Origin of the sequence: Mesorhizobium sp. M7D.F.Ca.US.005.01.1.1, from assembly GCF_003952545.1 — a bacterium.
Classification (GTDB): domain Bacteria; phylum Pseudomonadota; class Alphaproteobacteria; order Rhizobiales; family Rhizobiaceae; genus Mesorhizobium; species Mesorhizobium loti.
On record NZ_CP034453.1, the window covers coordinates 5,920,155 to 5,945,030 of the forward strand.

Here is a 24,876-nt window from a genome sequence, read left to right on the forward strand (position 1 = left end):
TGTGAGTTGTGGTCGAGCCTCCGGAACGGCAATGATTGCCGCCCGGAGGCCCCAGCCCTGGGATTAATTCTTGTTGAGGTAGTCGGCCGCGTTGGCCGGCGTCACCAGCTCGAATGGTACATAGACGACGCGTTCGACTTTCTCGCCCTTGGCGAGCGCAAGGGCCGCGTCGACGCCGCCGCCCCCCTGTCCTTTGGCGTTCTGGAATACGGTAACCGAGAGATCGCCCGCTTTCATCGACTGCAACCCGTCCTGCGTGGCGTCGATGCCGCCGACGACGACGTTCTTCATGTCGATGCCGTTGGCCTTCAGCGCCAGGATGGCGCCGATAGCGGATTCGTCATTGTTGGCGATGACGGCGTCCGGCGCGCCGCCGGCGGTCAGCCAGTTGGTCATCAGGTTTTGCGCATTGTCGCGCGACCATTCGGACGACTGCTTGTCGACGACCTTGATGAAGTTGCACATGTCGGTGGCGAAGATCTGCTCGACATCCTTGGTCCGCTGCAGGGCCGCCTGGTGAACCAGGCTGCCCATGACGACATAGGCCTTGGCACCTGCCGACTTGCCCCGGGCGCGCAGTATCTTGCACACCTCGAACGCTTCCAGCGTGCCTGACTCCACCTCGTTGGAGCCGACATAGACCTGTTTCTCCGGCAGGTTCGCCATGTCTGACGGTTCGAGGTTGACGAAGACCAGTGGGATGCCGGCCTTGGCAGCTTCCTCGCTGAGCGTCCTTGACGCATTGGTGTCGACCAGTGTGACGATGATGGCGTCGACGCCCGTGGCGATGAAATTCTTCACCTGGTCGAGCTGCTTGGCGACGTCGTTCTGCGCGTCCTCGACCTGGATGCCGGCGCCCTTCTCCTTGGCGCGGGCCTGCATGCCGTCCCTCAGCAACGTCTGAAAATTGTTGTCGAAGTTGACGATGCTGACGCCGATTTTTGCAGCCATCGCATTGGTCGACATCAAGGCCGCCAACGCGGTCGAAATGAAAAGTTTCTTCACGGTTTTCCTCCCTTGCGGATGGAGTGCCGGTTCACTCCTCCTTTGACTTCCGGCCCTTGCGGGATGGCTTGCGGTGGCGGCCGGAACCGCCTCGCGTGGCTGTCTGATCGGACTGTCACTGGGCGGCGTTGGCGCGCGCCTTCTTCTTCTCGTAGCGGGCCTGCATGCGGGCCTCGCCTTCCTTGCTGCCGTCGTGGAAAGTGCCCAACCATCGGTCGAACGGGATGAGGCCGTCGCCGTAGTTCACCTCGAAATATTTGTGATGGAGGTAGTGAATGTAGGCGTGGCTATCGATGCTGGTGTCCTCGCCGAGTTCGACCTTGTCGAAGCCGACATGGCCGGGAATGGCGCCGAAGCCGGCATAGTGGAGTTGGTAGAGCGCGAGCAGCGGATTCGACGGGATGATCAGGTGCCAGAATGCAACGCCGAGGTAGCCGAACTGCTCGACAGGGTGCATCGACAGCGACGACCACGGCGACGGGTTCACCGAATTGTGGTGCACCGAATGCACCCACTTGTAGAGCGGCGGCCAGTGGATCGCCCGGTGCAGCAGGAAGAAGTGCGTCTCGTGGATGATCGGCACCACCAGCGCGAGGCAGAACAGGTAGACGGGGTGCTCGGCGACCGTCAGCCACGGCACGTAGCCATTGGCGTAGGCATAGAGGATCGCCACCTCGATCGCCGTCCAGATCGGCATGCCGGTGCCGAAGGTGCGCAGCATGTTGTCGAGATTCTGGTTCTCGAAGAAGAACGCCTTGCTCTTCTGCTCCGACGGCCATTTGCCGTTGTATTTGAAGCGGTTGCCCTGGGCTCTCAAGATGTAGAGTCGGAGCTCGAAAGCGCCGAAGAACAAAAGCAGCGCGGCGCAGTTGACGAGGAACAGTTTTGCGATCCAGCCGAAGGCGAGCGTCTTCATGACCTCGACGTCAGGCAGCACGTAGTGCCACCACGCGACCGCCGAAAGCGCGAAGAGCAGATTGTAGGGCAGGAAATAGCTCGGCAGCCATTTCAGCAGCGCCAGCGGGCGCGGCGGAAAGGTGAACAACGGCGCGTTGCCGGCCGGTTCGTCCGGTGCCCAGTCGCCGCGCTTGTTGCGTTTGCCGTATTTCAGGTCGTCCATTCTGATCTCACAGGGATTGGGAAATGGTCAAAAAGCGGTCGTAGGCGGCATCGTCCATACCGACCTGGTGCTTGGCTTCGGGGTAGCTGCCCGCGGCCACGTCGCGCCCGAAGGCGCGGAAGGCGGCGATGCGCTTTTCCTGCAACTCCGCCTCGAGCGTGACGAAATCGGCGTAGCGCTTGGCATGGCGCGGATAGTGGCCGGCATGCGTGCCCAGCACGTCGCTGGAAAACAAATACTGCGTGTCGCAGGCCGAACCGCAGCCCATGCCCATGGTGATCAGCGGCGTCGAGCGGGTGATGTGCTCGGCCAGCCGCACCGGCACGACTTCGACCTCAATGCAGGCGGCACCCGCATTCTCCAGGTCCTTGGCCGCGCGCAGCACCTTGAGGGCTTCCTCCGCCGTGCGGCCGATGGCGCGGAAATTGGTCCAGGTGGCGCGGTTCGGCACCAGGCCGACATGGCCGGTGACAGGAATGCCTTCGGCAGCCATCGCCTCGATGAAGCGCGGGGAATGCGAGCAGTAAATCGCATCGGCGCCGCGCCGCATCATCGCAAAGCCGAGCCGCACGGCTTCGTCGGGCGTGGCGACGGCGCCATGCGGCATACCGACCGAGAGGAAGGCGAAAGGCGCCGCCTGGCGGATCAATTCGAGATTGTGGTCAGGCTCGCAGGACAGGATGACGATGTCGCAGGCCACGGCAGCGGCCGCCTCGGCCGGCGTGTCTACGTGCAACTGCAGCCATTTGCGGCTGCCTTTGGCACTGCTGAGATCGTAAGCCGTCAGCCGTCTGGTCACCGTCACCTCCGCTTTGCGAGAGGAGATACCATCGCGGCCGGCGCGAGGCCGCATGTTCCTTGATCAAATCAGATCAAAGGTTCTCGGCGGTGAAGGTAACGAAACGGACCGGGGGATTTTCCACCGGCAGGTCGTGCAGGTTGAGCATCGCCAGCACCAGATCCATGGCGCGCCTCGCCTGTGCCTCCGGCGCCTGGTCGAGCACGACATCCATGGTACCTTCTCGCAGGGCACGAGTGCTGCGCTCGGTGAGTTCGTGGCCGACGAAGAAAATCTCGCGCCCCAGCGGGTGGCGTCGCAGCACGTCGTTGAGTGCCGCGTTGGCGCCACCGGCATTGTATAGCCCCACAAGGTCCGGCCACCGCGTCAGCGCTTCGATCAATTGCCCTGCATTGCGATCACCTTCGTCATGGCCGAAAAGAGCTGCCACTAGCTCGAAGTCTCCGCCACCGGCCTCCATCAGATAGTCGAAAAAACCGCGCACGCGGTCGCGGTGCACGCGGTAGATCTGGCTGTGGCAAAGGGCGACCACCTTGCCCGGTCGCCTTTGCATACGCGACATCAGCAGACCAGCCATGCGACCGGCCGCATAATTGTCGATGCCGACATACGAGCCGGAGGTCGCGGAAATCTGCGTTACGATCTGCACTGTCGGAATGTTTTGCACGTCCAGTTGCCTCAGCGCAGCGCCGACCAGTGGGTGGTCGGGAACCGCCAGGATCAAGGCCGCCCGACGCATGTCGGGGTCGAGTATCCGCCGGGCGATAGCAGCCGGATCTGTCTCGTCGAGAAACGTCCGATGGACGGCAATGGTCCTGTCTAGCGTTGCGGCGATGCGCTCGAAGGCGCGCGCCAGACGGGCAAAGAAGGTGGCGTCAGGACGAACCAGGATCACCTCGATCCTGATCACGCCGCGATGAGCTTCCGGCAGGCGACGCGGATAGTCGAGCGAGCGCGCGGCAGCGACAACTTTCTCGACGGTCGCGGGCCTAACCCCGCCCCTGCCGTTAAGCACGCGCTCGACAGTCGCCGTGCCGACCCCGGCGCGGCGGGCGATCTCAAGGAAGGTAGGCTTCGGAATCTTGGTTCCCCGCTGTGGCGACGCCGAAGCCTAAAGCAATTCCAGGGAAAATGGATAACGGTTTTCCCGGGTAAGCGCATGGCGCCCTTGGGAATTGCATCCCGCCGCATCCACTCTGGGCAAGATGGATACCGGAAAACCGAAAGCTGACGAGGTGATCGGATGAAGTCGGTTGGACCAGACCCTTGTGACCATGAAAGCCCAACAGCGGCTCAACCCAAAATCGCGACGCTACCGCCGCACCGCAATCACGCGGACTTGAGCACAGCAAATGACCGTTTGCGCATGGTCCGCTTTGCCTGGAAACTAGCCGCGGGAGCGGGGCGGCCGACATGAAAGCCCTGGATCTTGTCTATGCCGAATTCGCGCATGAGAGCCATCTGTTCGTCGGTTTCCACCCCCTCGACCAGGATTTTGTGGCCGCGATTTCGAACCAGGGTGATGATGTCCTGGAGCATTGCCTTGCCGCTCGGGGAGCTGCAGTCGTGAAGAAACGAACGGTCGATCTTCACCGTATCGAAATCGATCAGACGAAGCCACGAAAGGCCCGCGAAGCCCGTCCCGAAATCATCAAGCCATATCTTGATCCCCAGCAGCTTCAGGTCGCTGATGCAGCGCAGGATGTCCGAATGCATCTCCATCTCCAGTCCTTCGGTGATCTCGAAGGCCAGCCTGCTGCCGGCGACGCCGGTCTCGCCCAGAATGGTCGCGACGGACGTTGCGAAGCCCGGTGTCTTGAGCTGGATTGGAGAGACGTTGACACTGACGACACGGACGTGGTCGTCCGCCAGGAGCTCGGCGCACACTGTCCTTATGGCCCAGCGCCCGAGTTCCAGGATCGCGCCGGTTCGTTCGGCGACGGGAATGAACAGACTCGGCGGAACCGATGTGCCGTCCAGCATTTTGAGGCGCATCAGAGCCTCTACGGCTTCAACCCGGTCCGTTTTGACATCCTGGATAGGCTGATAAACGAGTGAAACGAGATTCTGGCCGATCGCGATCTTCAGCAAAGCCGCAATGTTCTCACTCTCGTCGCTGCTCTGAGGATCGGTTGGGTCGAACAGCCGGGCACAGTTTCGGCCACCGGCTTTTGCCAGATAGAGCGCGCGATCGGCCTCATGGATGATCTTCTCCAGCTTGGCGCCGGTCTGCGTCCTGGTGAACGCGGCGCCAACGCTCACTGTCACGATCGAGACGCCGTCGCGCCGCAGCTCGTGGGTAAGCGCCAGGTTCTCTACCGTGCTGCAAATGGCTTCCGCTATGTCCAGGATCTGCTCTTTTTTCTCCATGCGAGCCAGGACGATGAACTCTTCACCGCCATAGCGGCCGATGGAGCCATTGTACTGCTTGATCATATCGCTAAGCGCATTGGCGACATGGATCAGGCAGCGGTCGCCTTCCTGATGGCCGTAGCAGTCATTGAACTTCTTGAAGAAGTCCACGTCGATAAGGATCGCCCCAAAACTGGTGCCAACCCTTTGCCAGTCGCTCCAGTAGTCTCGCAGCTTCTCGTCGATCGCCCGCCGGTTCTCCAAACCCGTAAGTGGATCGGTCCGCGACAGTCTCAGCAGGGCCTTGCCGCGTTCGGTCGCCTCGTTGTGCTGGATCCTGGCTTCCAGGGCGTTCAGGAAGACGTTGTAGCGTTCCTCATTCAGTTTCCAGTTCACATACGAGGTGAACGTGAAACAAGAAACGTAGAAAGCCCCGAATACCATTTTGTACGTTAGGGTAGAAGGTACGAAGTAATTTACGATATAAAGTATACATAAAATTATTGCAGAAGTTACTATTGAAAGTTTAAAATTGAACGTAAAGAAAAGATTGGCGCTCATCATGAAGATGGTGCCGAAGACCATATAGTAGGAGACGCTTTCCTTGTCCGCACCGAAAACCGCAGGGCAGAGCCAACCGACATAGCCAAAAATGATGGCTCCAGCGCAAGTCACGTCAAGCCATTGCGTTGCAACCCTCCGGCGAAGCTGTGCTTCCAGGATCAAAAGCGCGGTCAGTCCGACCGCGAAGCGCGCCGTGATCGTATAGACGGCCACATCTGGTATCAGCAGAAGATCCGTTGCCGAAAACAAGAGATAGATGGCAACGGCGATCCAAAGCCCTGGCCGGGCTTCCCCTCTTCGCGTCGCATGGGCTTCCGTGCGGTAAAGGGCGCGGAGCTCGTCGGCCCCCAGTTCGTAGCGCGGTTCGTAAGGCTCCCCATGAGCCGTATCAGCCAATGCGGATGACGCGTGATCGCTCATCACAGCAAACCCCGTTTGAAGGGGATTTTCGGCTCCGAACTCATTTCTAGTTTCTGCCCCCACGCAGGCCGACTCCCTGGGACGCGACAGCGATTGCGACGCCTCGCACACAAATGCAATCACGCAAGACAAGTTTCCGTTAACTCGAACCCGGAATCCGGCCCGGAAGATGTGCAATGAATAAAGATAGTTAGCGGGAAATTAATCATACCGCTAAAATGCACTCGCGCCGTCATTGGCAAATGGAGCATTCTACGCAATAAGTTAACCGACTGTTAACTATGGAGTTCCAGTGTGCAAACTGTATTCGATGGCCAAAGCCTGATCACCGCTGAGATGATCGCCGGCAATCTCCCTCGAGGAAAGCTCGAGCATCATGGCGAAGCCTTCGAAACCGCTCGCGCGGAGCTCGCGATCATTCTCCACGCGACACACCAGCAGGTCGAACAAAGCAAGGATCCCGCCGAGATCGTTCGTCGCCTTCTGTCGTACCTCAACGCCCTGCGTTCCAAGGTTCATCCCGACGTTTGGCATGCATTGATACCGGTGGCGCAGAACCACCCGATCCTTGAGTATTTCCTCGAGGATCCGCTGACGCACTGGTCCTTCAGCAAGCCCAGGGGCTATTCCGGCGACGCGCAACTGCTCGACTACATCTATTGCGATCCGCATGTGGCAGAGAGCGTGGCGAACGCCTCGGAGATCGGCAAGGCACTCTATAGCCATACCCAGAACGTACCGTCATGCGTCGCTGCACGGGAACGGCGCGACCTCCTGACCCGATATGTCGATGAGATTGCGGCCAAGAGCGGGCCGCAAACCGAGGTCCTGGCGATAGCGGCCGGCCACTTGCGGGAGGCCAACCGCTCGGTCGCCCTGGCGGAGGGGCGCCTCAAGCGTTGGGTTGCGCTCGATCAGGATCCCCAGAGCGTTGGGTTGATCGCGCGCGACTTCCAGGGCACCGCGGTCGAAGCCATCGACGGCTCGGTGCGAACCGTGCTCACGAGGGGCCACAAGCTCGGCAAGTTCGACTTCATCTACGCCTCCGGCCTTTACGACTACCTCCAGCACAACGTCGCCGTGAAACTCACGAAAACGTGCCTGCAGATGTTGAAGCCGAACGGAACATTCCTGTTCGCGAACTACGCCGAGGGCACCCCTGACGCCGGGTACCGGGAGACGTTCATGGACTGGGTGTTGCTGCTGCGGTCGGAGGTCGACATGTGGAACATCGTCAATGCCAGCGTCGACCGCAATACCGTCGAGGCGCAAGTGTTCTTTGGCGAGAACCACAACGTCCTCTATGCCGTCATCGAAAAGCGCGGATAGCACCCGCCTGGGCTGCGCGCCGGCGGACATGCCTTTGGCTTGCACGTCCGGCCGCCTTCCGCTATAGAGCCGCCACCCGCGTAGACACCCTTGGAGGCAACGCGGCGGAAGGCCGCCTCACCCGGCGGCTTTCGACATTTACGGTCCAGGCACTCTGCCAACCGTGAGCGCTCCAGAACAAACCGAAAGGAAATGCCATGAGCCACGACACTTACGAGCTCAAGGCCGAAGCACGCGAACAGGTCGGTAAGGGGTCCGCCCGTGCAGTTCGCCGCAACGGTAAAGTGCCTGCAGTAATCTATGGTGACAAGCAGCCTCCCCTGGCTATCGCGCTCACCTACAAGGACATCTACTACAAGATCCATGGCGGCGGGTTCCTGACCACGATCGCCACGATCGATGTCGACGGCAAGAAGATTCAGGTCCTGCCAAAGGACTTCCAGCTCGACCCGGTCAAGGATTTCCCTGTCCATGTCGACTTCCTGCGCATCGGCAAGGACACCCAGGTGAATGTCGACGTGCCTGTCCACTTCATCAACGAGGACAAGTCGCCCGGCATCAAGCGCGGCGGCGTGCTCAACATCGTGCGTCACGAAGTCGAGTTCCACTGCCCGGCCAATGCGATCCCGGAATTCATCACCGTCGATCTCACCGGCGCCAACATTGGCGACTCGATCCACATCTCGGCGGTTACGCTGCCGGCCGGTGTGAAACCTGTGATCTCCGACCGCGACTTCACCATCGCGACCATTGCCGGTTCGTCGGCGATGAAGCCGGAGACGGAAGAGACGGCTGAAGTGGCTGCACCTGAAGCGGCTCCTGCCGCCGAAGAGAAGTAACTCTTTCCGCCCGGAGCAGACGATGCTTGTCTTTGCAGGCCTCGGCAATCCGGGCGCGAAATATGCTGACAATCGACACAATGTCGGTTTCATGGCGGCGGACGCAATCGCCCGCCGCCATTCCTTTTCGCCTTGGTCGAAGAAATTCCAGGGCCTGATCGCCGAGGGCACGCTCGATGGCGAAAAGATCGTCCTGATCAAGCCGCAGACCTTCATGAACCTGTCCGGCCAGTCGGTCGGCGAAGCACTGCGCTTCTACAAGCTCGGCCCCGAGGCGCTCACCGTCTTCTATGACGAGATCGACCTTGCCGCCGGCAAGCTGCGGGTGAAGGTCGGTGGCGGCTCCGGCGGCCACAATGGCATTCGCTCGCTCGACCAGCATGTCGGCAACGCCTACCGCCGCGTGCGCATCGGCGTTGGCCATCCCGGCGTCAAGGAAATGGTGCATGGCCATGTGCTTGGCGATTTTGCCAAGGCTGACCGCGAATGGCTGGATGTCCTGCTCGACGCCATCGCCGGCGACGCCGGATTGCTGGCCAAGGGCGACGACAATTCCTTCATGAACCGCGTGACGCTGGCCTTGCGCGACAAGCTGGTGCCGACCGGCGATGACGACCGCCCGCCCCCAAGGCGCCAAAGGTGCAGAGCCAGAAAGCCCAAAGTCACATCCGCCAGGCACGGCCGCAGCAGGCACCCACCAAGCTGCCGGAATCCGGCCCGATGGCCGCCATGCTGAAGAAGCTGTTCGGCGGCAAGGACTGAGCGGGATCGGCGCCACAGGGCTTGACGTTGATCACCCCTATCGCCCATAGCCCTGATCAAATTTCTATTTTCCCGATAGGACCGGACAAAAATGGGTTTCAAATGCGGCATCGTTGGCTTGCCCAACGTCGGCAAGTCGACGCTTTTCAACGCGTTGACCAGGACGGCGGCGGCGCAGGCCGCCAACTATCCGTTCTGCACCATCGAACCGAACACCGGCGAAGTGGCGGTGCCCGATCCGCGCCTGCAGAAGATCGCGGCGATCGGCAAGTCGAAGGAGATCATCCCGACCCGCATCTCCTTCGTCGACATTGCCGGCCTGGTGCGCGGCGCCTCAAAGGGCGAAGGCTTGGGCAACCAGTTCCTTGCCAACATCCGCGAGGTCGATGCCATCGTGCATGTGCTGCGCTGCTTCGAGGATGACGACATCACCCATGTCGAGGGCCGCATCGACCCGGTGGCCGATGCCGAGACGGTCGAAACCGAGCTGATGCTCGCCGATCTCGACAGCCTCGAGCGCCGCATCGTGCAATTCCGCAAGCGCGCCGGCAGCAAGGACAAGGAAGCGACCACCGTGCTGCCGATGATGGAGGCAGCGCTCGAACTGCTGCAAGCCGGCAAGCCGACCCGCGTCCTGCTCAAGGGCATTTCGGCGGAAGACCTGCGCATCCTGCAGGGGCTCAACCTTTTGACCTCGCACCCGGTCCTCTACGTCTGCAACGTCGCCGAAGCCGACGCCGCCACCGGCAACGAGCACACCAAGGCCGTGGAGAAGATGGCTGCGGCGCAAGGCGCCAGCACCGTCGTCATCTCGGCCGCGATCGAGGCCGAAGTCGCCCAGCTCTCCGATGAGGAAGAGATGGAATTCCTGTCCTCGCTCGGCCTCGATGAGCCCGGCCTGAACAAGGTCATCCGCGCCGGCTACGAGCTGTTGCACCTCATCACCTACTTCACCGTCGGGCCGAAGGAGACGCGCGCCTGGACCGTGCACAAGGGCGATAAGGCACCGCAGGCGGCCGGAGTCATCCACACCGATTTCGAGCGCGGCTTCATCCGCGCCCAGACCATCGCCTACAACGACTTCATCACGCTGGGTGGCGAAGTGGCGGCCAAGGAAGCCGGCAAGGCCCGCGACGAAGGCAAGGAATATGTCGTCCAGGACGGCGACATCCTGCTGTTCAAGTTCAACACCTGACGTCTCGGCGGCCGGGTATCCAAACATCCCGGCGAGCTGTCTGCGAAGCTTTCTCGACGAGCTTTCTGAGCGGCCGGTGGCCATCCGCCGGACCGCCCCTTGTCTTGATTTTGTCACGCCACAGGTCTAAGCGGCAGGCGCACGGTCGGCGCTAACGCCGGGAACCGCGCCATCCGACACAACGCGTCAATCCGAACGCACCCTTTGGCCCCAGCAAGGGAGACCCGGCGATGATCAAGGCCTTCGTCGTGGACAATGACCGCCTGCGCGCCGTCGACGATCTCCTGGCAAACAGCGAGACCATCGTCTGGGCCGACCTGCTCAACCCAACAAAGGAAGAGGAAGCGACGATCGAGAGCTGGCTCGGCGTTGCCATTCCGACACGCGAGGAGATGGAGGAGATCGAGATTTCGAGCCGCCTCTATGTCGAGGACGGCGCCTATTTCATGACCGCCACCCTGCCCGCCCAGACCGAGGTCGACGATCCCCTGATGTCGCCGGTCACCTTCGTGCTCGCCGGCACCAGGCTGATCACCGTGCGCTATCACGAGCCGAAGGCCTTCAAGACCTTTCCGCAGCGCGCCGAGAAGGTGGCGACCGGCTGCACCAGCGGCGACACCATCCTGATCGGCTTGCTGGAGGCGATCGTCGACCGTCTCGCCGATATCCTCGAGCGCGCCGGCCGCGACATCGAGGCGATTTCGCGCGATATCTTCGAGGCGAGATCGACCAAGGTTTCCAAGCGCAATCGCGACTTCCAGGAACTGCTGAAGGCCATCGGCCGCAAGGAGGACATCGCCTCCTCGATCCGCGACAGCCTGATCTCGCTGCAGCGCCTGGCCGGGTTTTTCGCCCATGCCTCGACCCGCACCAAGATGAGCAAGGACACCAAGGCGCGCATCAAGACGCTGTCGCGCGACGTGCTGTCGCTCGCCGACCACGCCACCTTCCTGTCGCAGAAGATTTCCTTCCTGCTCGACGCCACGCTTGGCATGATCTCGATCGAGCAGAACGCCATCATCAAGATATTCTCGGTCGCCGCCGTTATCTTCCTGCCGCCAACATTGGTCGCCTCGATCTACGGCATGAATTTCGACGTCATCCCCGAGCTCAAATGGGAGTGGGGCTATCCCTTCGCCATCGCCATGATGGTGCTGTCGGCGATCCTGCCCTTCTGGTATTTCCGCCGCCGCGGCTGGCTCTGATCTGCCCACCGGAGGCCACGGAGCCACGACGTGGCGCTATAGAAATCTCTTGACCAAATGCGCTGCGGCCTGCATCCGGAAACCCTGATCCTGAGGGATCGCAGGTTCGTGAGCCGGATTTCAGACCATGACTGCAAAGATAAAGACATGGGCCTATGAGGATTTCGTCGAGGGCGCGTCGATCGACCTCGGCTCGAAGCTGGTGAGCGCCGCCGAGATCGTCGAGTTTGCCGGGGAATTCGATCCGCAGCCGATGCATCTCGACGAGGAAGCCGGCAAGGCCAGCATTCTGGGCGGACTGGCCGCTTCGGGCTGGCACACCTGCGCCATGTTCATGCGCATGCTGTGCGATGCGTTCCTGCTGGACTCCACCTGCCAGGGCGCGCCCGGTGTCGATCAGGTCAAATGGAAGAAGCCGGTCCTGGCCGGCGACCAGCTTGCCGGCACCCTGGTGATTGTTGCCAAGCGCCTGTCCAAATCGAAACCGCAGCTCGGCTTCGTCACCATGCGCAGCGAGCTGTTCAACCAGCGTGGCGAAAGCGTCTTCGAGCTCGAGAACTCCGTCATGTTCCTCACGCGTGATGCCGCGAAGAGCCAAGCATGACCCTGGACGAGTTCTTCCGCATCGGCATCACCGTCACGCTCGGCTCGCACACATTCGAGCCCGAGGCGATCAAGGCCTTCGCCCGCAAATACGACCCGCAAATCTTCCATGTCGACGAGGAGGCCGCAAAGAAGAGCGTGCTCGGCGGCCTCTGCGCATCCGGTTGGCACACCGCTGCAACCTGGATGAAACTCAATCTCGAAAACCGCATGGACGCCGAGATTGCTGCGTGGAGCGGCCCCGGGCCGGTGCCGGAATTCGGCCCCTCGCCCGGTTTCAAGAACCTGAAATGGCTGAAGCCGGTCCATGCCGGGCAAACCATCACCTTCACACGCACCGCACTGTCGCACCGCCCGATCGCCTCGCGCCCCGGCTGGCGGCTGCTGGCGCTGCGCGCCGATGCTTTCGATTCGACCGGCGACAAGGTGCTGGAGTTCGAGAGCGCCGTGCTGGTGAAGGCTGAGTAGCGCCGGCGCTTCTTACCTTCTCCCCCTGTGGGAGAAGGAAAAACCGCTCCTCAATGCCCCTCAAAGCCAATCAGCGTCCGCACCGGTACGCCGAGCGCTTCGAGCTTGGCGCGGCCGCCGAGGTCCGGCAGGTCGATGACGAAGCAGGCGGCGAGGATATCGGCGCCGATCTGGCGCAGCAGCTTGACCGCGGCTTCCGCGGTGCCGCCGGTGGCAATCAAATCGTCGACCAGGATCACCTTCTCTCCCGGAGCAACGCCGTCCTTGTGCATCTCCATCTCGTCCAACCCGTATTCCAGGCTGTAGGCGACTCGCACCGTTTCGAAAGGCAGCTTGCCCTTCTTGCGGATCGGCACGAAACCGGCCGAGAGCTGATGGGCGACGGCGCCGCCAAGGATGAAGCCGCGCGCCTCGATGCCGGCGATTTTGTCGATCTTCTGGCCGGCATAGGGATGCACAAGCTCGTCGATGGCGCGGCGAAACGCGCGCGCATTGCCGAGCAGCGTGGTGATGTCGCGAAACAGGATGCCGGGCTTGGGATAGTCCGGAATGGTGCGAATCGCGGCAAGCAGCGTGTCTTCGAGCGAGGATTTCATGGTTCGAGATTACCTGAAACGGAGGTTGTTGCGCGACAATTGTTCGATCGAACTGCAGCCCATCAGCTTCATGCCACGTTCGATCTCGACCCGCATCTGCTCAAGCGCCCGTTCGACGCCGGGCTGGCCGGCCGCCGCGAGCGGGAACAGATAGTAGCGGCCGACGCCGACGGCCTTGGCACCGAGCGACAGCGCCTTCAGCACATGGGTGCCGCGCTGCACGCCGCCATCCATGATGACGTCTATCCTGTCACCGACCGCATCGACGATCTCGGCAAGCTGGTCGAACGCCGCCCGCGAGCCATCCAGTTGCCGGCCGCCATGGTTCGACAGCACAATGCCGCTGCAGCCGATGTCGACCGCGCGTTTGGCATCCTCCACCGACATGACGCCCTTGAGGCAGAACGGACCCGCCCAAAGCTTGACCATCTCGGCGACGTCGTCCCACGTCATCGACGGGTCGAGCATCTCGGTGAAGTAGCGGCTGATCGACATCGTGCCGCCGCCCATGTCGACATGCTCGTCGAGCTGCGGCAACTTGAACCCCTCATGGGTGAAATAGTTGATCGCCCAGGCCGGCTTGAGCGCAAACTGCAGCATTCCGGTCAGATTGAGCTTGAAGGGAATGGCGAAGCCGGTGCGTTTGTCGCGTTCGCGGTTTCCCCCGGTGATGCTGTCGACGGTCAGCATCATCACCTCGACGCCAACCGCCTTTGCCCGCTGCATCATCGCCCGGTTGAGGCCGCGATCCCGATGGAAATAGAACTGATAGACCTGCGGGCTGCTGCTGATCTTGCGCGCTTCCTCAAGGCTGACGGTACCAAGCGAGGAGACGCCGAACATGGTGCCGTATTTGGCCGCGGCTTTAGCGACCGCGCGCTCGCCCTGATGGTGGAACAGGCGTTGCAAGGCGGTCGGCGAGCAATAGAACGGCATCGCCAGCTTCTGGCCCATGACCGTCACCGACATGTCGACCTCGCTCACTCCGCGCAGCACGTTGGGAACCAGGTCGCAGGTCTCGAAGCTTTCGGTGTTGCGGCGATAGGTGACCTCATCGTCCGCCGCGCCGTCGATGTAATTGAAGATCGGCCCCGGCAGCCGCTGCTGCGCCATGCGGCGGAAGTCCGAAAAATTGTGACAGTCGCTGAGCCGCATCATCCGATTCCAAAGGCTATGGCGCGACAAGCCTCTCGCGCCGTTTGATGCGAATATCAACCTGATGCCGCTATGCCAACGGACTAATTGCCGAACTTCCGCCTAAGCAAGGGCATGAACAAAAAAGGAGCGCCTGAAGCGCCCCTTTCCGTCGAAACCCGACTGACGAAAATCTACATGCCGAGATCGGACCGAAGCTCGGCCCTGGCCACCTCATATTCGGCCTTGAAGTCGTCCCGGTTGAGCAGGACCGCGGCAATGACGCTGCCGGAAATCCTGCCCATCTCGACATCGGACGCATAGTGGATACCACCGACCTCTCGGTTGTGGGCGTATTCAGCCGCACGCGCCATGATCTCGGCACGCTTTTCCGGTACCATGTCGGACAGGATGATGCCCATCATAGTGCCGACGGTGGCATGTCCGGACGGCCAGGAACCGGAGCTTGACAGCTTGACCGCCGGCTTGACGAGATCGCTGAGCTGATGCGGGCGCGGGCGCTTCCAGACATCCTTGGCCGGATCGACGACGGCGCCTTCGGTGGCCACGACGCGATCGAAGAAGGCGCTGAATTTCGGCAGCGTTTCCTTGTTGAATTTCGGCCCCATGACGTTGGCAAAGCGCCAGACATTCTCCTCGGCGTCAGCGACGGCGCTGGCTACCATCTCCGGCGTGCGTGTCACCTGCAGGGTCAGCACCTCACCGAGTTCGGCCTTGGTCTGCACCGAATCGTTTGCCGGCGGCGGCGGCAGGATCATCGTCAGGTCGACATCCTTGTTGGTGACGAAGGGCTGGGCGTCTTCCGCTTGCGCGGCCGAACCGACGATGAGCAGCAGCAGGCCTGCCGCGAGCGATGCGTATCTTTTCATGGGTGCGATCCTTTGATGAGAGCAGCACAGGATCGCCAGATGCGGTGACGGCCATGTGACACGACCGGCCTCTCAAAATGAAAAAAAGCGCCTCTCGGCGCCCTTTTTTGTGATCACTTGGCTGTGTGGCTTAATGCGCCACGCCTTCCCACACCTTGCGCTTGGTGAGATAGACCAGCGCGCCGAACAAAAGCAGGAACACAAGCACCCGGAACCCGGTCTTCTTGCGGTCTTCCATATGCGGCTCGGCCGCCCACGCCAGGAAGGCGGAAACGTCGCGGGAATACTGGTCGACTGTCTGCGGCGCGCCGTCATCATAGGTCACCTGGCCGTCCGAAAGCGGTTTGGGCATTTTCAGCGACACGCCGGACATGAAGTACGGATTGTAGTGGGTGCCTTCCGGGATCACCATACCGGCGGGCGGCGTCTGGTCGTAGCCGGTCAGCAGCGAATGGATGTAGTCGGGGCCACCCGCGTCGTATTGGCTGAAGATGTCGAAGACGAATTGCGGAAAGCCGCGTTCAACACCGCGCGCCTTAGCCAGCAGCGACATGTCGGGCGGAGCGGCGCCACCGTTGGAGGCAGCAGCGGCTTCCTCATTGGCGAAGGGTGCCGGGAAATGGTCGGACGGCTTGCCGGGACGGTCGAACATGTCGCCGGCGTCGTTGGGGCCGTCATGGATGGTGTACTCGGCCGACAGCGTCTTGATCTGGGCATCGGAATAGCCGAGGTCCGACAGCGTACGGAACGCCACCAGGTTCATCGAATGGCAGGCCGAGCAGACTTCCTTGTAGACCTTCAGGCCGCGCTGCAGCTGTGCCTTGTCATAGGTGCCGAACGGGCCGGCGAAGCTCCAGCTCATTTCCTTCGGCTCGTCGATCGGGAAATGCGTCGGCGCGGCCGCATTGTGTGCCTCTTCGGCGGCGCTCGCCCAAGTGCCTGCCGCCCCAATGCCAGCGGCCACAAGGCCGACCAGCGCCAGCGAGGTGAGAATCTTTTTCATGCCAAATCCCCTTAGATTCTCTACCGCTCAGCCCTTGGTCTCTGGCGCGGCCGTGGCGCCTGCCGGATGTCCGCCGCCGCCCTTGTTCTTCTCGAGCACCGCCTCTGTGATCGAGTTCGGCAGCCTTCGCGGCGTCTCGATCAGGCCGAGCACCGGCAGCACGATCAGGAAGAAGGCGAAGTAGAACAGCGTTGCCATCTGCGCCATGAACACATAGCTGCCCTCCGCCGGCTGCGAGCCGAGCCAGCCAAGCAGGATGGCATCGACCACGAACAGCCAGAAGAACAGCTTGTACCAGGGACGGTAGACCGCCGAGCGCACCTTCGAGGTGTCGAGCCACGGCACCAGGAACAGCATGGCGATGGCGCCGAACATGCACAGCACGCCGCCGAGCTTGGAGTTGATCGGCCCGACGTTGAAGGTGATGGCGCGCAGGATCGCGTAGAACGGCAGGAAGTACCATTCTGGCACGATGTGGGCCGGGGTCTTCAGCGGATTGGCGACCGTATAGTTGTCCGGGTGGCCGAGATAGTTTGGCAGGTAGAAGACGAAATAGGCGAAGACGAACAGGAACACGATCATGCCGAACGCGTCCTTGATGGTCGCGTAGGGAGTGAAGGCGACGGTGTCGGTCTTCGACTTGACCTCGATGCCGGTCGGGTTCGACTGGCCGACGACATGCAGCGCCCAGACGTGCAGCACGACGACGCCGGCGATCATGAACGGCAGCAGATAGTGCAGCGAGAAGAAGCGGTTGAGCGTCGGATTATCGACGGCGAAGCCGCCGAGCAGCAGCTGCTGGATCCAGTCGCCAACCAGCGGAATGGCGCTGAAGAAGCCGGTGATGACGGTGGCGCCCCAGAAGCTCATCTGGCCCCACGGCAGCACGTAGCCCATGAAGCCGGTCGCCATCATCAGCAGGTAGATGATGCAGCCGAGGATCCAGAGCAGCTCGCGCGGCGCCTTGTAGGAGCCGTAATAGAGGCCACGGAAGATGTGGATGTAGACGGCGACGAAGAAGAACGAGGCGCCGTTCGAATGCAGGTAGCGCAGCAGCCAGCCCGAATTCACGTCGCGCATGATCTTCTCGACCGAGCCGAAGGCGAGATTGGTGTCGGCGGTATAGTGCATGGCCAGCACAATGCCGGTCAGGATCTGCGCCACCAGCATGATCGACAGGATACCGCCGAAGGTCCACGCATAGTTGAGGTTGCGCGGCACTGGATAGGCGACGAAACTGTCATAAACCAGCCGCGGCAGCGGCATGCGGGCGTCGAACCAGCGTTCGATACCGGTCTTGGGCGTATAGGTCGAGTGTCCCTCGCTCATCGAAATATCCCCTGCCTCAACCGATAAGGATCTTGGTATCGGAAATGAACTTGAATACCGGAACCGCCATATTCTCGGGCGCCGGGCCTTTGCGGATGCGGCCGGCGGTGTCGTATTGCGAACCGTGGCACGGGCAGAACCAGCCGCCGAAATCGCCTTCCTGACCGAGCGGAATGCAGCCGAGATGCGTGCAGACCTGAACCATCACCATCCAGGCTTCCTTGCCGGGCGTGGTGCGGTTGGCGTCGGTCGCCGGTGCGTCGGCCGGCAGATTGGCGTTGCGCGCGATCGGATCCTTGAGATCGGCCAGCTTGACCGCCTCGCCGTCCTTCATTTCCTGTTCGGTGCGGTTGCGCACCACGACCGGCTTGCCGCGCCACTTGACGATCAGCGACATGCCCGGCGTCAGCGAGGCGACGTCGACCTCGACGGAGGCGAGCGCCAGCGTCGAGGCGTCGGGGCGCATCTGGTCGATGAACGGCCACGCGAAGGCACCCGCGCCGACCACTGCGGCCATGCCGGTGGCGACGTAGAGAAAATCACGACGGTTGGGATCCTGGGTGTCGGTTGCGCTCACGGGTGCCTGATCCTTTCGCCTCTTCCGTGCCGGTGGTTGAGCCTTGTTCCCCGCTCAATTACGCCAACCCGACAGCGCATGGCGAACAGGCTTGCGAATTCCTCCGGCATTTGGACTTCGGTTTATGCGTGAAGCCCGTTTTTGTCCAGACGGGTGAAGGCACAAGGGCAGATTGTCGCGGGGACAAAATCCACAGCCGGGCAACGCGGCGCCAGATAGCCGCCAAACGTCGCTAAACAACAGGGAAACAACCGCAAATCCGACGTCCTCCTTCGTCTCGACACAGGGCGTCAGCCGGGTCTATCCTTGCCGCCATGGCACATGTCATAGACCGCGACACCTGGGCTGTTCGCTCCGACCGCTGGAAGGGCGAGTTGCAATGCGGCGCCTACGGCTCCAACTCCTGCCTGATCTTCAACTACCTGCCTGATGTCGGCGGCGGTCCACGGCTGCACACGCATCCTTACGCAGAAATCTTCATCATCCGCCAGGGCACCGGCCTGTTCACCGTCGGCGACAAGGAGATCGAGGCCTCGGCCGGCCAGATCCTGATCGTGCCACCCAACACGCCGCACAAATTCACCAATCTCGGTCCGGGCCCACTGGAAACGACCGACATTCACGAGAATGGCAGCTTCATCACCGAATGGCTTGAGTAGACCATGATCCCAAAAAGTGGGAACCGGTTTTCTCGGACAAACGGTTTCCGTTTGTCCAGAGATCATGGTCAAGGATAGATCTATTTCGCGCCGAGCCTGACCAGAACCGCCTTCGGGATGTTGTATTCGCGAATGACGGCGTCATGCTTGCGCAAGCCGCAGAGTTCACGCTGGATGAAATAACCGTGCACCGCCTCGGCGGCGTCCTTCAGAAGCCGGGCGCGCAGTTGTTCGTCGCAATTGTCGCGCAGCCTGGCCAGCGTTTCCTCGACCCGCTGGCCGGCGCGGCCGAGTGCTGCCGCCTTCTCCGCCAGGATTTCATGGCCGAGTGCGTCGAAGGCGGCTTCGGCAGCCGAGGCGCCGGCAAGATGAGATGGCGGACGCAAGGACATTTCAGCCCCCTTTCCCGAAAATCATGCGGTGTGTGACGAAGTCTTCGCCTGCCACGCGCTGAAAGCCAAGCCGTTCATAAAAACCGAAGGCTTCTTGCGGCGCGCGCGTGTTCAACACGGCGAAATGGTGACGCGCCCTCTCGACAACGGTCTCGACCAGCATCCGGCCAAGGCCGGTGCGACGGTGGCGCGCACTGACGAACAGGTGCCGGACCCGGCCGTGGTCCCTGCCCTCGAAATAAGGATCGATGTTCAGCCCGCACACGCCGGCGAGTTCCCTTCCATGCCAGGCTCCGTACAGCGCCTCGCCGCGCTTGAGGAACTTGTTGCGGCCGCTTGCCCAGCTATCCGCCAGGCGCACCAGCATCCAGTAGCCTTCCAGCTGGCTTTCCTCTTTCAGCGCGTCGAAGGCCGGCATGGTCGGCCGGAGCCGCTTGAGCACGACCTCTGGGCTGACCCCTGGCGACCCACCCATGGAGCTACTCCGCCGGGCGTGTCTCTTCGAGCACGCTGTCCTCGTGATAGAGAAAACCGCCGGACTGCCGCTTCCACAGCCGCGCATAGAGCCCGTCGAGCGCCACCAGCTGGTCATGCGTGCCTTGCTCGACGATGCGGCCACCGTCGAGTACCACCAGCCGGTCGAGTGCTGCGATCGTCGACAGCCGGTGGGCGATGGCGATGACCGTCTTGTTTTCCATCAGCCGCGTCAAATTCTCCTGGATCGCCGCCTCGATATCGGAATCGAGCGCCGAGGTCGCTTCGTCGAGAATCAGGATCGGCGCGTCCTTGAGGAAGACGCGGGCAATCGCCACGCGTTGGCGCTGGCCGCCCGACAGCTTGACGCCGCGTTCGCCGACAAAGGCCTCGTAGCCGGCGCGGTCCCTGTTGTCGCGCAAGGTCAGGATGAACTCGTGCGCCTCGGCCTTTTTCGCCGCCGCGATCACCTCGGCGTCGCTCGCGTCCGGCATGCCGAGCTTGATGTTGTCGCGCAGCGAACGGTGGAACAGGGCCGTATCCTGGCTGACCACGCCGATATTGGCGCGCAGCGAATTCTGCGTAGCTTTGGCGACATCCTGGCCATCGATGGTGATCGACCCGCTCTCGAGATCGTAGAGCCGCAGAATCAGATTGGCGAGCGTCGTCTTGCCGGCGCCCGACGGTCCGACCAGTCCGACCTTCTCGCCTGGCCGCACGACAAGGTCGATGCCGTTGAGCACGCCGAACCCTTTGCCGTAGTGGAACTCGACGTTTTTCACCGCGATGCGTCCGCCGGCCACCACAAGCTCCTTGGCGTCGGGTGCATCGACCAGGCCGAGCGGCTGCGAGATCAGCGCCTTGGAATTTTCCAGCACGCCGAGATTCCGCAAGATGCTGTTGAGCTGCATCATCAGCCGGCCGAGCAGCATGTTGAGCCGCAGCACCAGCGACAGCGTGAAGGCGACAGCGCCGACGGTGATCGAGCCCTCGACCCAGAGATAGACGGCAAAACAGCCGATCGCCGTGATCATGATGCCCGACAGCGTCGTCAGCGCCATGCGCACGCCGGTCAGCCGACGGGTGAACGGGCGCAGCGCGTCGAGATAGATGTCGAAGCCGTTCCTGATGTAGCGGTCGTCGCCATCGGCCGAGAACAGTTTCAGCGTCTGCACGTTGGAATAGGAATCGACGATGCGGCCGTTGATCATCGAGCCTGCTTCGGCCGTGGCCTCAGCATTCTTGCGGATCGCCGGCAGATAGAGCTTGGCCAGCAAGCCGAAGGCCACGATCCACACCACCACCAGCGCCGCCAGCCGCAGATCCAACCCTGCCACCAGCGCCAGCGTCGTCACCGTATAGACGAGCATGAACCAGACGACCTCGATGAAGCTTTCCATCAGGTCGCCGGTCGCCTGGCCCGCCTGCCAGACTTTTGTCGCGATGCGGCCGGCAAAATCGTTCTGGAAGAAGGCGTAGGACTGGCGCGACACATGCCGGTGCGCCTGCCAGCGCACCAGGTTGTAGAAACCGGGCGTGATCGTCTGTTCGTCGACCAGCGCCGATAGGCCGACGACGATGGTGCGGATGACCAGCACCACCGCGATCATGAACACCAGTTCAGGGCCTGCGGCGTTCCACAAAGCGTGCCAGCTGCGCTCGGCGGGAAGCTGGTCGAGAATATCGACCAGCCGCCCGACGAAGTAGAACAGGCCGGCCTCGACCAGCGGCGCGATGCCGCCGATGACCAGCATGGCGAAGAAGGCGAACTTCGCCTGGCCGACATAGTGCCAGAGAAAGCCGCCGACGCTGGTCGGTGGCCGAAGATTCGCTGGCTCCCTGAACGGATAGACCCAGTTCTCGAACCAGCGATAGACAGCAGTCATCATTCGGCAGCTTGGCCCTTTGCAAGTTCGTCATTGGCGGCGTCGGCGGGACCGTCCTCAAGCAGGAACCCGCCCGACTGGCGCTGCCAGAGCTGCGCGTAGAGCCCGCCCTTGGCGACGAGTTCCTCGTGCGAACCTTCCTCGATGACACGGCCCTTGTCCATCACCACCAGCCTGTCCATCGCCGCGATGGTCGACAGCCGGTGCGCGATGGCGATGACGGTCTTACCTTGCATGAGCTTGTAGAGATTCTCCTGGATCGCCGCCTCGGCTTCGGAATCAAGCGCCGAGGTCGCTTCGTCAAGGATAAGTATAGGTGCGTCCTTCAACATAACGCGAGCAATGGCGATGCGTTGCCGCTGGCCGCCGGACAATTTGACGCCGCGATCGCCAACATGGGCATCGAAGCCCTTGCGGTCTTTGGCATCCGAAAGCCCCGATATGAAATCCAGCGCCTCGGCGCGCCCCGCTGCCTCGACAAGCAGCTCTTCCGAGGCGTCGGGCCGGCCATAGAGGATGTTCTCGCGCACCGAACGATGCAGCAGCGAGGTGTCCTGCGTGACCATGCCGATCTGGGCGCGCAGCGAATCCTGCGTCACATCGGCGATCTCCTGGCCGTCGATCAGGATCTTTCCGCTCTCCAGGTCGTAGAAACGCAGCAGGAGGTTGACCAGCGTCGACTTGCCGGCGCCCGAACGACCAACGATGCCGACCTTTTCGCCCGGCTTCACCGCGAGCGACAGGTTCTCTATCACCCCCTTCTGCTTCCCATAGTGGAAGCGGATGTCCTCGAAGCGTATCTCACCCCTGGAAACGGCGATGTCCTTCGCGCCGGGCTTGTCCTCGACCAGGCGTGGCAACGAGATCGAGGCGATGCCGTCCTGCACCGTGCCGATATTCTCGAACAGGCCCGACATTTCCCACATGATCCATTGCGACATGCCCCACAGCCTGAGCACCAGCCCGATGACCACGGCGACCGCGCCGATCGTCACCGACTGGCCGAGCCACAGCCAGAGCGCCATCGCCGTGACCGAAAACAGCAGCAGCGAATTCATGATGTAGAGCAGGCCGAAAAGCACCGTCACCAGCCGCATCGACCGGTAGACCGTCTGCAGGAAGCCGGCCATGCCTTCCCGCGCAAACGACGCTTCGCGGCGTGCATGGCTGAACAGCTTGACCGTCTGGATGTTGGAGTAGCTGTCGACGACGCGGCCGGTCATGGTCGAGCGCGCATTGGCCTGCTCCTCGCCGACCTTGCCCAGCTTCGGGATGAAATAGCGCAGCAGCAGGATGTAGCCGACCAGCCAGACGCCAAGCGGCGCGGCCAGCCGCCAGTCAGCCGAACCGACGATGACCAGCATGCCAAGGAAATAGACGATGACGTAGTTCAGGACATCGATCAGCTTGATGACGCATTCGCGCACGGCGAGCGCCGTCTGCATCAGCTTGGTGGCGATGCGGCCGGCGAACTCGTCCTGGTAGAAGCTCATCGACTGCTTGAGCAAATAGCGGTGCACCTGCCAGCGGATGCGCATGGGATAGTTGCCCATAAGCGTCTGCTGGTTGAGCAGCGAATGCAGCCATACCGTGCCCGGCAGCGCAAACAGCACGATGAAGGCCATGCCGGCGAGCTTCCAGGCTTCCGTCTGCAGGAAGGTTTCGCGATTCTGCCCCGACAGCCAGTCGACGATGCGGCCGAGGAAGCCGAACATCCACACTTCCGCAATCGCGATGGCCGTCACCAGCACCGCGTCGAGAAGGATATAGGGCCACGCGCCGCGCGTATAATGCACGCAGAAGGCAACCAGCGTCCTGGGCGGCTCGACCGGTTCCGCCGCGGGGAACGGATCGAGCCGTCTTTCAAACCAGCTAAACAACAACATAGGTCATGCTCACAAATCTGTTTTCCGCTTATGCGGCACGGGAGCGTACGAAGTCTCCGGAACCCTTGGCGTCGAGGGCCGACGGTCCGGAATCATCCGGACCGTCGGCCCTGCTTCGCGCAATATAGGGGTTCGCAGGCTTTTCGCCGACAGGCGCGCCTGACGATCCTGACGACACGGTGCTGCCAACCCGGTTTTTCGCGCCCGGCCTGATCAAACGAATGATCCGGCGCACCAGCGACGGCCGGCTCGGGTCGGGAACCGCGCGCGAAAAATCGACATCCGGCAGCATGCCGCGATGCGGCCGGCGGCGGACCTCGGCATGAACGGCCGACGAGTAGGTGTCGCCGATCAGCAGCGCCCAGGTCGGCAGTCGGTGGATATGCAGGCTCCTTGAGCCGGGTATTCTGTAGGGATCGAACATCGGTCCGTCCTCCGTGTGAAAATCGAGATAAAAAGGCGAAGCAATTTCGTCCGCCGGCATTCGGCCGGAGGCACGCATTGCGTCAGTCTGGACACGATAAGCATCGGTCTGGACAGGTTCAGGTGGGGCGCTCAGCCCTTTTGACTTTTTGAAAAACATCGCAGGATTCCTTCGAGAGCCGAAAAATCGTTTCGGCGGGAATCGGTGCGATCAAGTCTTAGAGAGTCAGGAGAATCGTCGTACCGAAACCGCCGGCAGGCAGGTAAGCCCACGAGAGGGGCGCTGGATGTACATGGCCATCATGAATTTCCCCTCCATCGGTTCGGGTTGACAATGCTGGGCGTATACCCGACTTCGCAGAAAATGGCCACCCGCAGGTCCAGCAAATTCCAAAACCGCGAGCCCGCTGTGGCCGATCTGCCACTTATTAGAAGGACGCGGAAATGAACTGTTGTCTCCGCATCGCGCTCTACCAGCCTGACATTGCCGGCAACACCGGGACAATCCTGCGCTTCGCCGCTTGCCTCGGGCTCGGCGTCGACATCATCGAACCGGCCGGCTTTCCGCTCTCCGACAAAGCGCTCAAGCGAGCCGGCATGGATTACCTCGAAATGGCTACCCTGACCCGGCATGTCGATTGGCACGCCTTCGAGGACTGGCGCAAAACTGGCGCGCGCCGGCTGGTGCTGCTGTCGACCAAAGCCACGACCCCTTACACCGGCTTCACCTTCGCCGATGGCGACATACTTCTGTTCGGCCGCGAATCGGCAGGCGTTCCGGATCCTGTCCATCAGGCGGCGGATGCGCGGCTGACCATCCCCATGCAAGGTGCGGCGCGCAGCATCAACGTCGCGCTTTCCGTCGCCATGGTGGCGGGCGAAGCCATCCGGCAGCTCGGATAGGATCCACGTCCCATCCATAACACCGTGCTTGCCGTCGCCGACGACGGTGGTTTCTCCACTCAT

The 24,876-nt window shown here is 61.9% G+C and carries 25 protein-coding genes; 9 read left to right on the plus strand and 16 right to left on the minus strand.

All coding sequences use genetic code 11. The features are described from left to right. Window positions 1–63: 63 nt before the first annotated feature. The 5 genes from EJ076_RS28930 to EJ076_RS28950 form a co-directional block, all read right to left on the minus strand. A complete protein-coding gene (locus tag EJ076_RS28930) occupies window positions 64–1,005 on the minus strand; it encodes a substrate-binding domain-containing protein (protein ID WP_109659772.1) in 942 nt (313 codons plus the stop codon). A gap of 115 nt (window positions 1,006–1,120) precedes the next feature. Then, window positions 1,121–2,125, minus strand: coding sequence for a sterol desaturase family protein (locus tag EJ076_RS28935; protein ID WP_109659770.1), 1,005 nt, complete (start codon window positions 2,123–2,125; stop codon window positions 1,121–1,123). Between the two features lie 7 nt (window positions 2,126–2,132). Next, window positions 2,133–2,924, minus strand: coding sequence for a 3-methyl-2-oxobutanoate hydroxymethyltransferase (locus EJ076_RS28940; protein ID WP_126070172.1), 792 nt, complete (start codon window positions 2,922–2,924; stop codon window positions 2,133–2,135). A gap of 73 nt (window positions 2,925–2,997) precedes the next feature. Next, window positions 2,998–4,005, minus strand: a complete 1,008-nt coding sequence (locus EJ076_RS28945; RefSeq protein WP_126070173.1) for a LacI family DNA-binding transcriptional regulator — start codon at window positions 4,003–4,005, stop codon at window positions 2,998–3,000. A 248-nt stretch (window positions 4,006–4,253) separates the two neighbouring features. Next, the gene (locus EJ076_RS28950) at window positions 4,254–6,260 is read right to left on the minus strand and encodes an EAL domain-containing protein (protein WP_126070174.1); all 2,007 of its coding nucleotides are present in this window, start codon (window positions 6,258–6,260) and stop codon (window positions 4,254–4,256) included. Window positions 6,261–6,554: 294 nt separating this feature from the next. On the opposite strand from EJ076_RS28950, the gene EJ076_RS28955 reads away from it, so the two are divergent. The 7 genes from EJ076_RS28955 (at window position 6,555) to EJ076_RS28985 (ending at window position 12,661) form a co-directional block, all read left to right on the plus strand. Beyond that, a complete protein-coding gene (locus EJ076_RS28955; RefSeq protein WP_126070175.1) occupies window positions 6,555–7,589 on the plus strand; it encodes a class I SAM-dependent methyltransferase in 1,035 nt (344 codons plus the stop codon). Between the two features lie 197 nt (window positions 7,590–7,786). Next, window positions 7,787–8,428 carry a 50S ribosomal protein L25/general stress protein Ctc gene (locus EJ076_RS28960; RefSeq protein ID WP_056595667.1) on the plus strand — a complete coding sequence of 214 codons (642 nt, stop codon included), beginning with the start codon at window positions 7,787–7,789 and terminating at the stop codon, window positions 8,426–8,428. Between the two features lie 22 nt (window positions 8,429–8,450). Then, window positions 8,451–9,164, plus strand: a complete 714-nt coding sequence (gene pth, locus EJ076_RS28965; protein ID WP_245462907.1) for an aminoacyl-tRNA hydrolase — start codon at window positions 8,451–8,453, stop codon at window positions 9,162–9,164. A gap of 117 nt (window positions 9,165–9,281) precedes the next feature. Beyond that, complete coding sequence (gene ychF, locus EJ076_RS28970; RefSeq protein ID WP_109659757.1) at window positions 9,282–10,385, plus strand: redox-regulated ATPase YchF; 1,104 nt, start codon at window positions 9,282–9,284, stop codon at window positions 10,383–10,385. Between the two features lie 230 nt (window positions 10,386–10,615). Beyond that, entirely contained in the window at window positions 10,616–11,590 is a 975-nt protein-coding gene (gene corA / locus EJ076_RS28975; RefSeq protein ID WP_109659755.1) for a magnesium/cobalt transporter CorA, read from the plus strand. A 127-nt stretch (window positions 11,591–11,717) separates the two neighbouring features. Further along, window positions 11,718–12,194: a MaoC family dehydratase gene (locus tag EJ076_RS28980; RefSeq protein ID WP_126070176.1), complete on the plus strand. Its 477-nt coding sequence runs from the start codon at window positions 11,718–11,720 to the stop codon at window positions 12,192–12,194. Next, entirely contained in the window at window positions 12,191–12,661 is a 471-nt protein-coding gene (locus EJ076_RS28985) for a MaoC family dehydratase (protein ID WP_109659751.1), read from the plus strand. The genes EJ076_RS28980 and EJ076_RS28985 overlap by 4 nt, the downstream gene beginning before the upstream one ends. Window positions 12,662–12,711: 50 nt before the next feature. Here EJ076_RS28985 and EJ076_RS28990 read toward each other — a convergent pair whose 3' ends face one another. The 6 genes from EJ076_RS28990 to petA form a co-directional block, all read right to left on the minus strand. Further along, window positions 12,712–13,257, minus strand: a complete 546-nt coding sequence (locus EJ076_RS28990; RefSeq protein ID WP_109659749.1) for an adenine phosphoribosyltransferase — start codon at window positions 13,255–13,257, stop codon at window positions 12,712–12,714. Window positions 13,258–13,266: 9 nt separating this feature from the next. Beyond that, window positions 13,267–14,412 (minus strand): alpha-hydroxy acid oxidase, encoded by a 1,146-nt coding sequence (locus tag EJ076_RS28995; RefSeq protein ID WP_164548906.1) that lies wholly within the window; start codon window positions 14,410–14,412, stop codon window positions 13,267–13,269. Between the two features lie 173 nt (window positions 14,413–14,585). Then, window positions 14,586–15,281, minus strand: a complete 696-nt coding sequence (locus tag EJ076_RS29000) for a phosphatase PAP2 family protein (protein WP_126070177.1) — start codon at window positions 15,279–15,281, stop codon at window positions 14,586–14,588. A gap of 130 nt (window positions 15,282–15,411) precedes the next feature. Beyond that, complete coding sequence (locus EJ076_RS29005; protein WP_109659743.1) at window positions 15,412–16,284, minus strand: cytochrome c1; 873 nt, start codon at window positions 16,282–16,284, stop codon at window positions 15,412–15,414. A gap of 27 nt (window positions 16,285–16,311) precedes the next feature. After that, window positions 16,312–17,613 (minus strand): cytochrome b N-terminal domain-containing protein, encoded by a 1,302-nt coding sequence (locus tag EJ076_RS29010; RefSeq protein ID WP_109659741.1) that lies wholly within the window; start codon window positions 17,611–17,613, stop codon window positions 16,312–16,314. Between the two features lie 16 nt (window positions 17,614–17,629). Continuing rightward, window positions 17,630–18,190, minus strand: a complete 561-nt coding sequence (gene petA / locus EJ076_RS29015) for a ubiquinol-cytochrome c reductase iron-sulfur subunit (protein ID WP_013529984.1) — start codon at window positions 18,188–18,190, stop codon at window positions 17,630–17,632. Window positions 18,191–18,504: 314 nt separating this feature from the next. On the opposite strand from petA, the gene EJ076_RS29020 reads away from it, so the two are divergent. Then, on the plus strand, window positions 18,505–18,849 hold the full coding sequence (locus tag EJ076_RS29020; RefSeq protein ID WP_126070178.1) for a cupin domain-containing protein: 345 nt from the start codon (window positions 18,505–18,507) through the stop codon (window positions 18,847–18,849). 80 nt (window positions 18,850–18,929) lie between these two features. On the opposite strand, the gene EJ076_RS29025 is transcribed toward EJ076_RS29020, so the two are convergent. From EJ076_RS29025 to EJ076_RS29045, 5 genes are all read right to left on the minus strand, one after another. Beyond that, window positions 18,930–19,241, minus strand: a complete 312-nt coding sequence (locus tag EJ076_RS29025; RefSeq protein ID WP_126070179.1) for a DUF6665 family protein — start codon at window positions 19,239–19,241, stop codon at window positions 18,930–18,932. A 1-nt stretch (window position 19,242) separates the two neighbouring features. After that, window positions 19,243–19,659, minus strand: a complete 417-nt coding sequence (locus tag EJ076_RS29030; RefSeq protein ID WP_245462908.1) for a GNAT family N-acetyltransferase — start codon at window positions 19,657–19,659, stop codon at window positions 19,243–19,245. A 61-nt stretch (window positions 19,660–19,720) separates the two neighbouring features. After that, window positions 19,721–21,604: an ABC transporter ATP-binding protein gene (locus EJ076_RS29035; RefSeq protein WP_126070181.1), complete on the minus strand. Its 1,884-nt coding sequence runs from the start codon at window positions 21,602–21,604 to the stop codon at window positions 19,721–19,723. Further along, window positions 21,601–23,487: an ABC transporter ATP-binding protein gene (locus EJ076_RS29040; protein ID WP_126070182.1), complete on the minus strand. Its 1,887-nt coding sequence runs from the start codon at window positions 23,485–23,487 to the stop codon at window positions 21,601–21,603. The genes EJ076_RS29035 and EJ076_RS29040 overlap by 4 nt, the downstream gene beginning before the upstream one ends. Window positions 23,488–23,515: 28 nt before the next feature. After that, on the minus strand, window positions 23,516–23,911 hold the full coding sequence (locus tag EJ076_RS29045) for a hypothetical protein (protein ID WP_109661269.1): 396 nt from the start codon (window positions 23,909–23,911) through the stop codon (window positions 23,516–23,518). Window positions 23,912–24,354: 443 nt separating this feature from the next. Here EJ076_RS29045 and EJ076_RS29050 point away from each other — a divergent pair, with 443 nt between their 5' ends. Beyond that, window positions 24,355–24,813, plus strand: a complete 459-nt coding sequence (locus EJ076_RS29050; protein WP_126070183.1) for a tRNA (cytidine(34)-2'-O)-methyltransferase — start codon at window positions 24,355–24,357, stop codon at window positions 24,811–24,813. Window positions 24,814–24,876 lie beyond the last annotated feature (63 nt).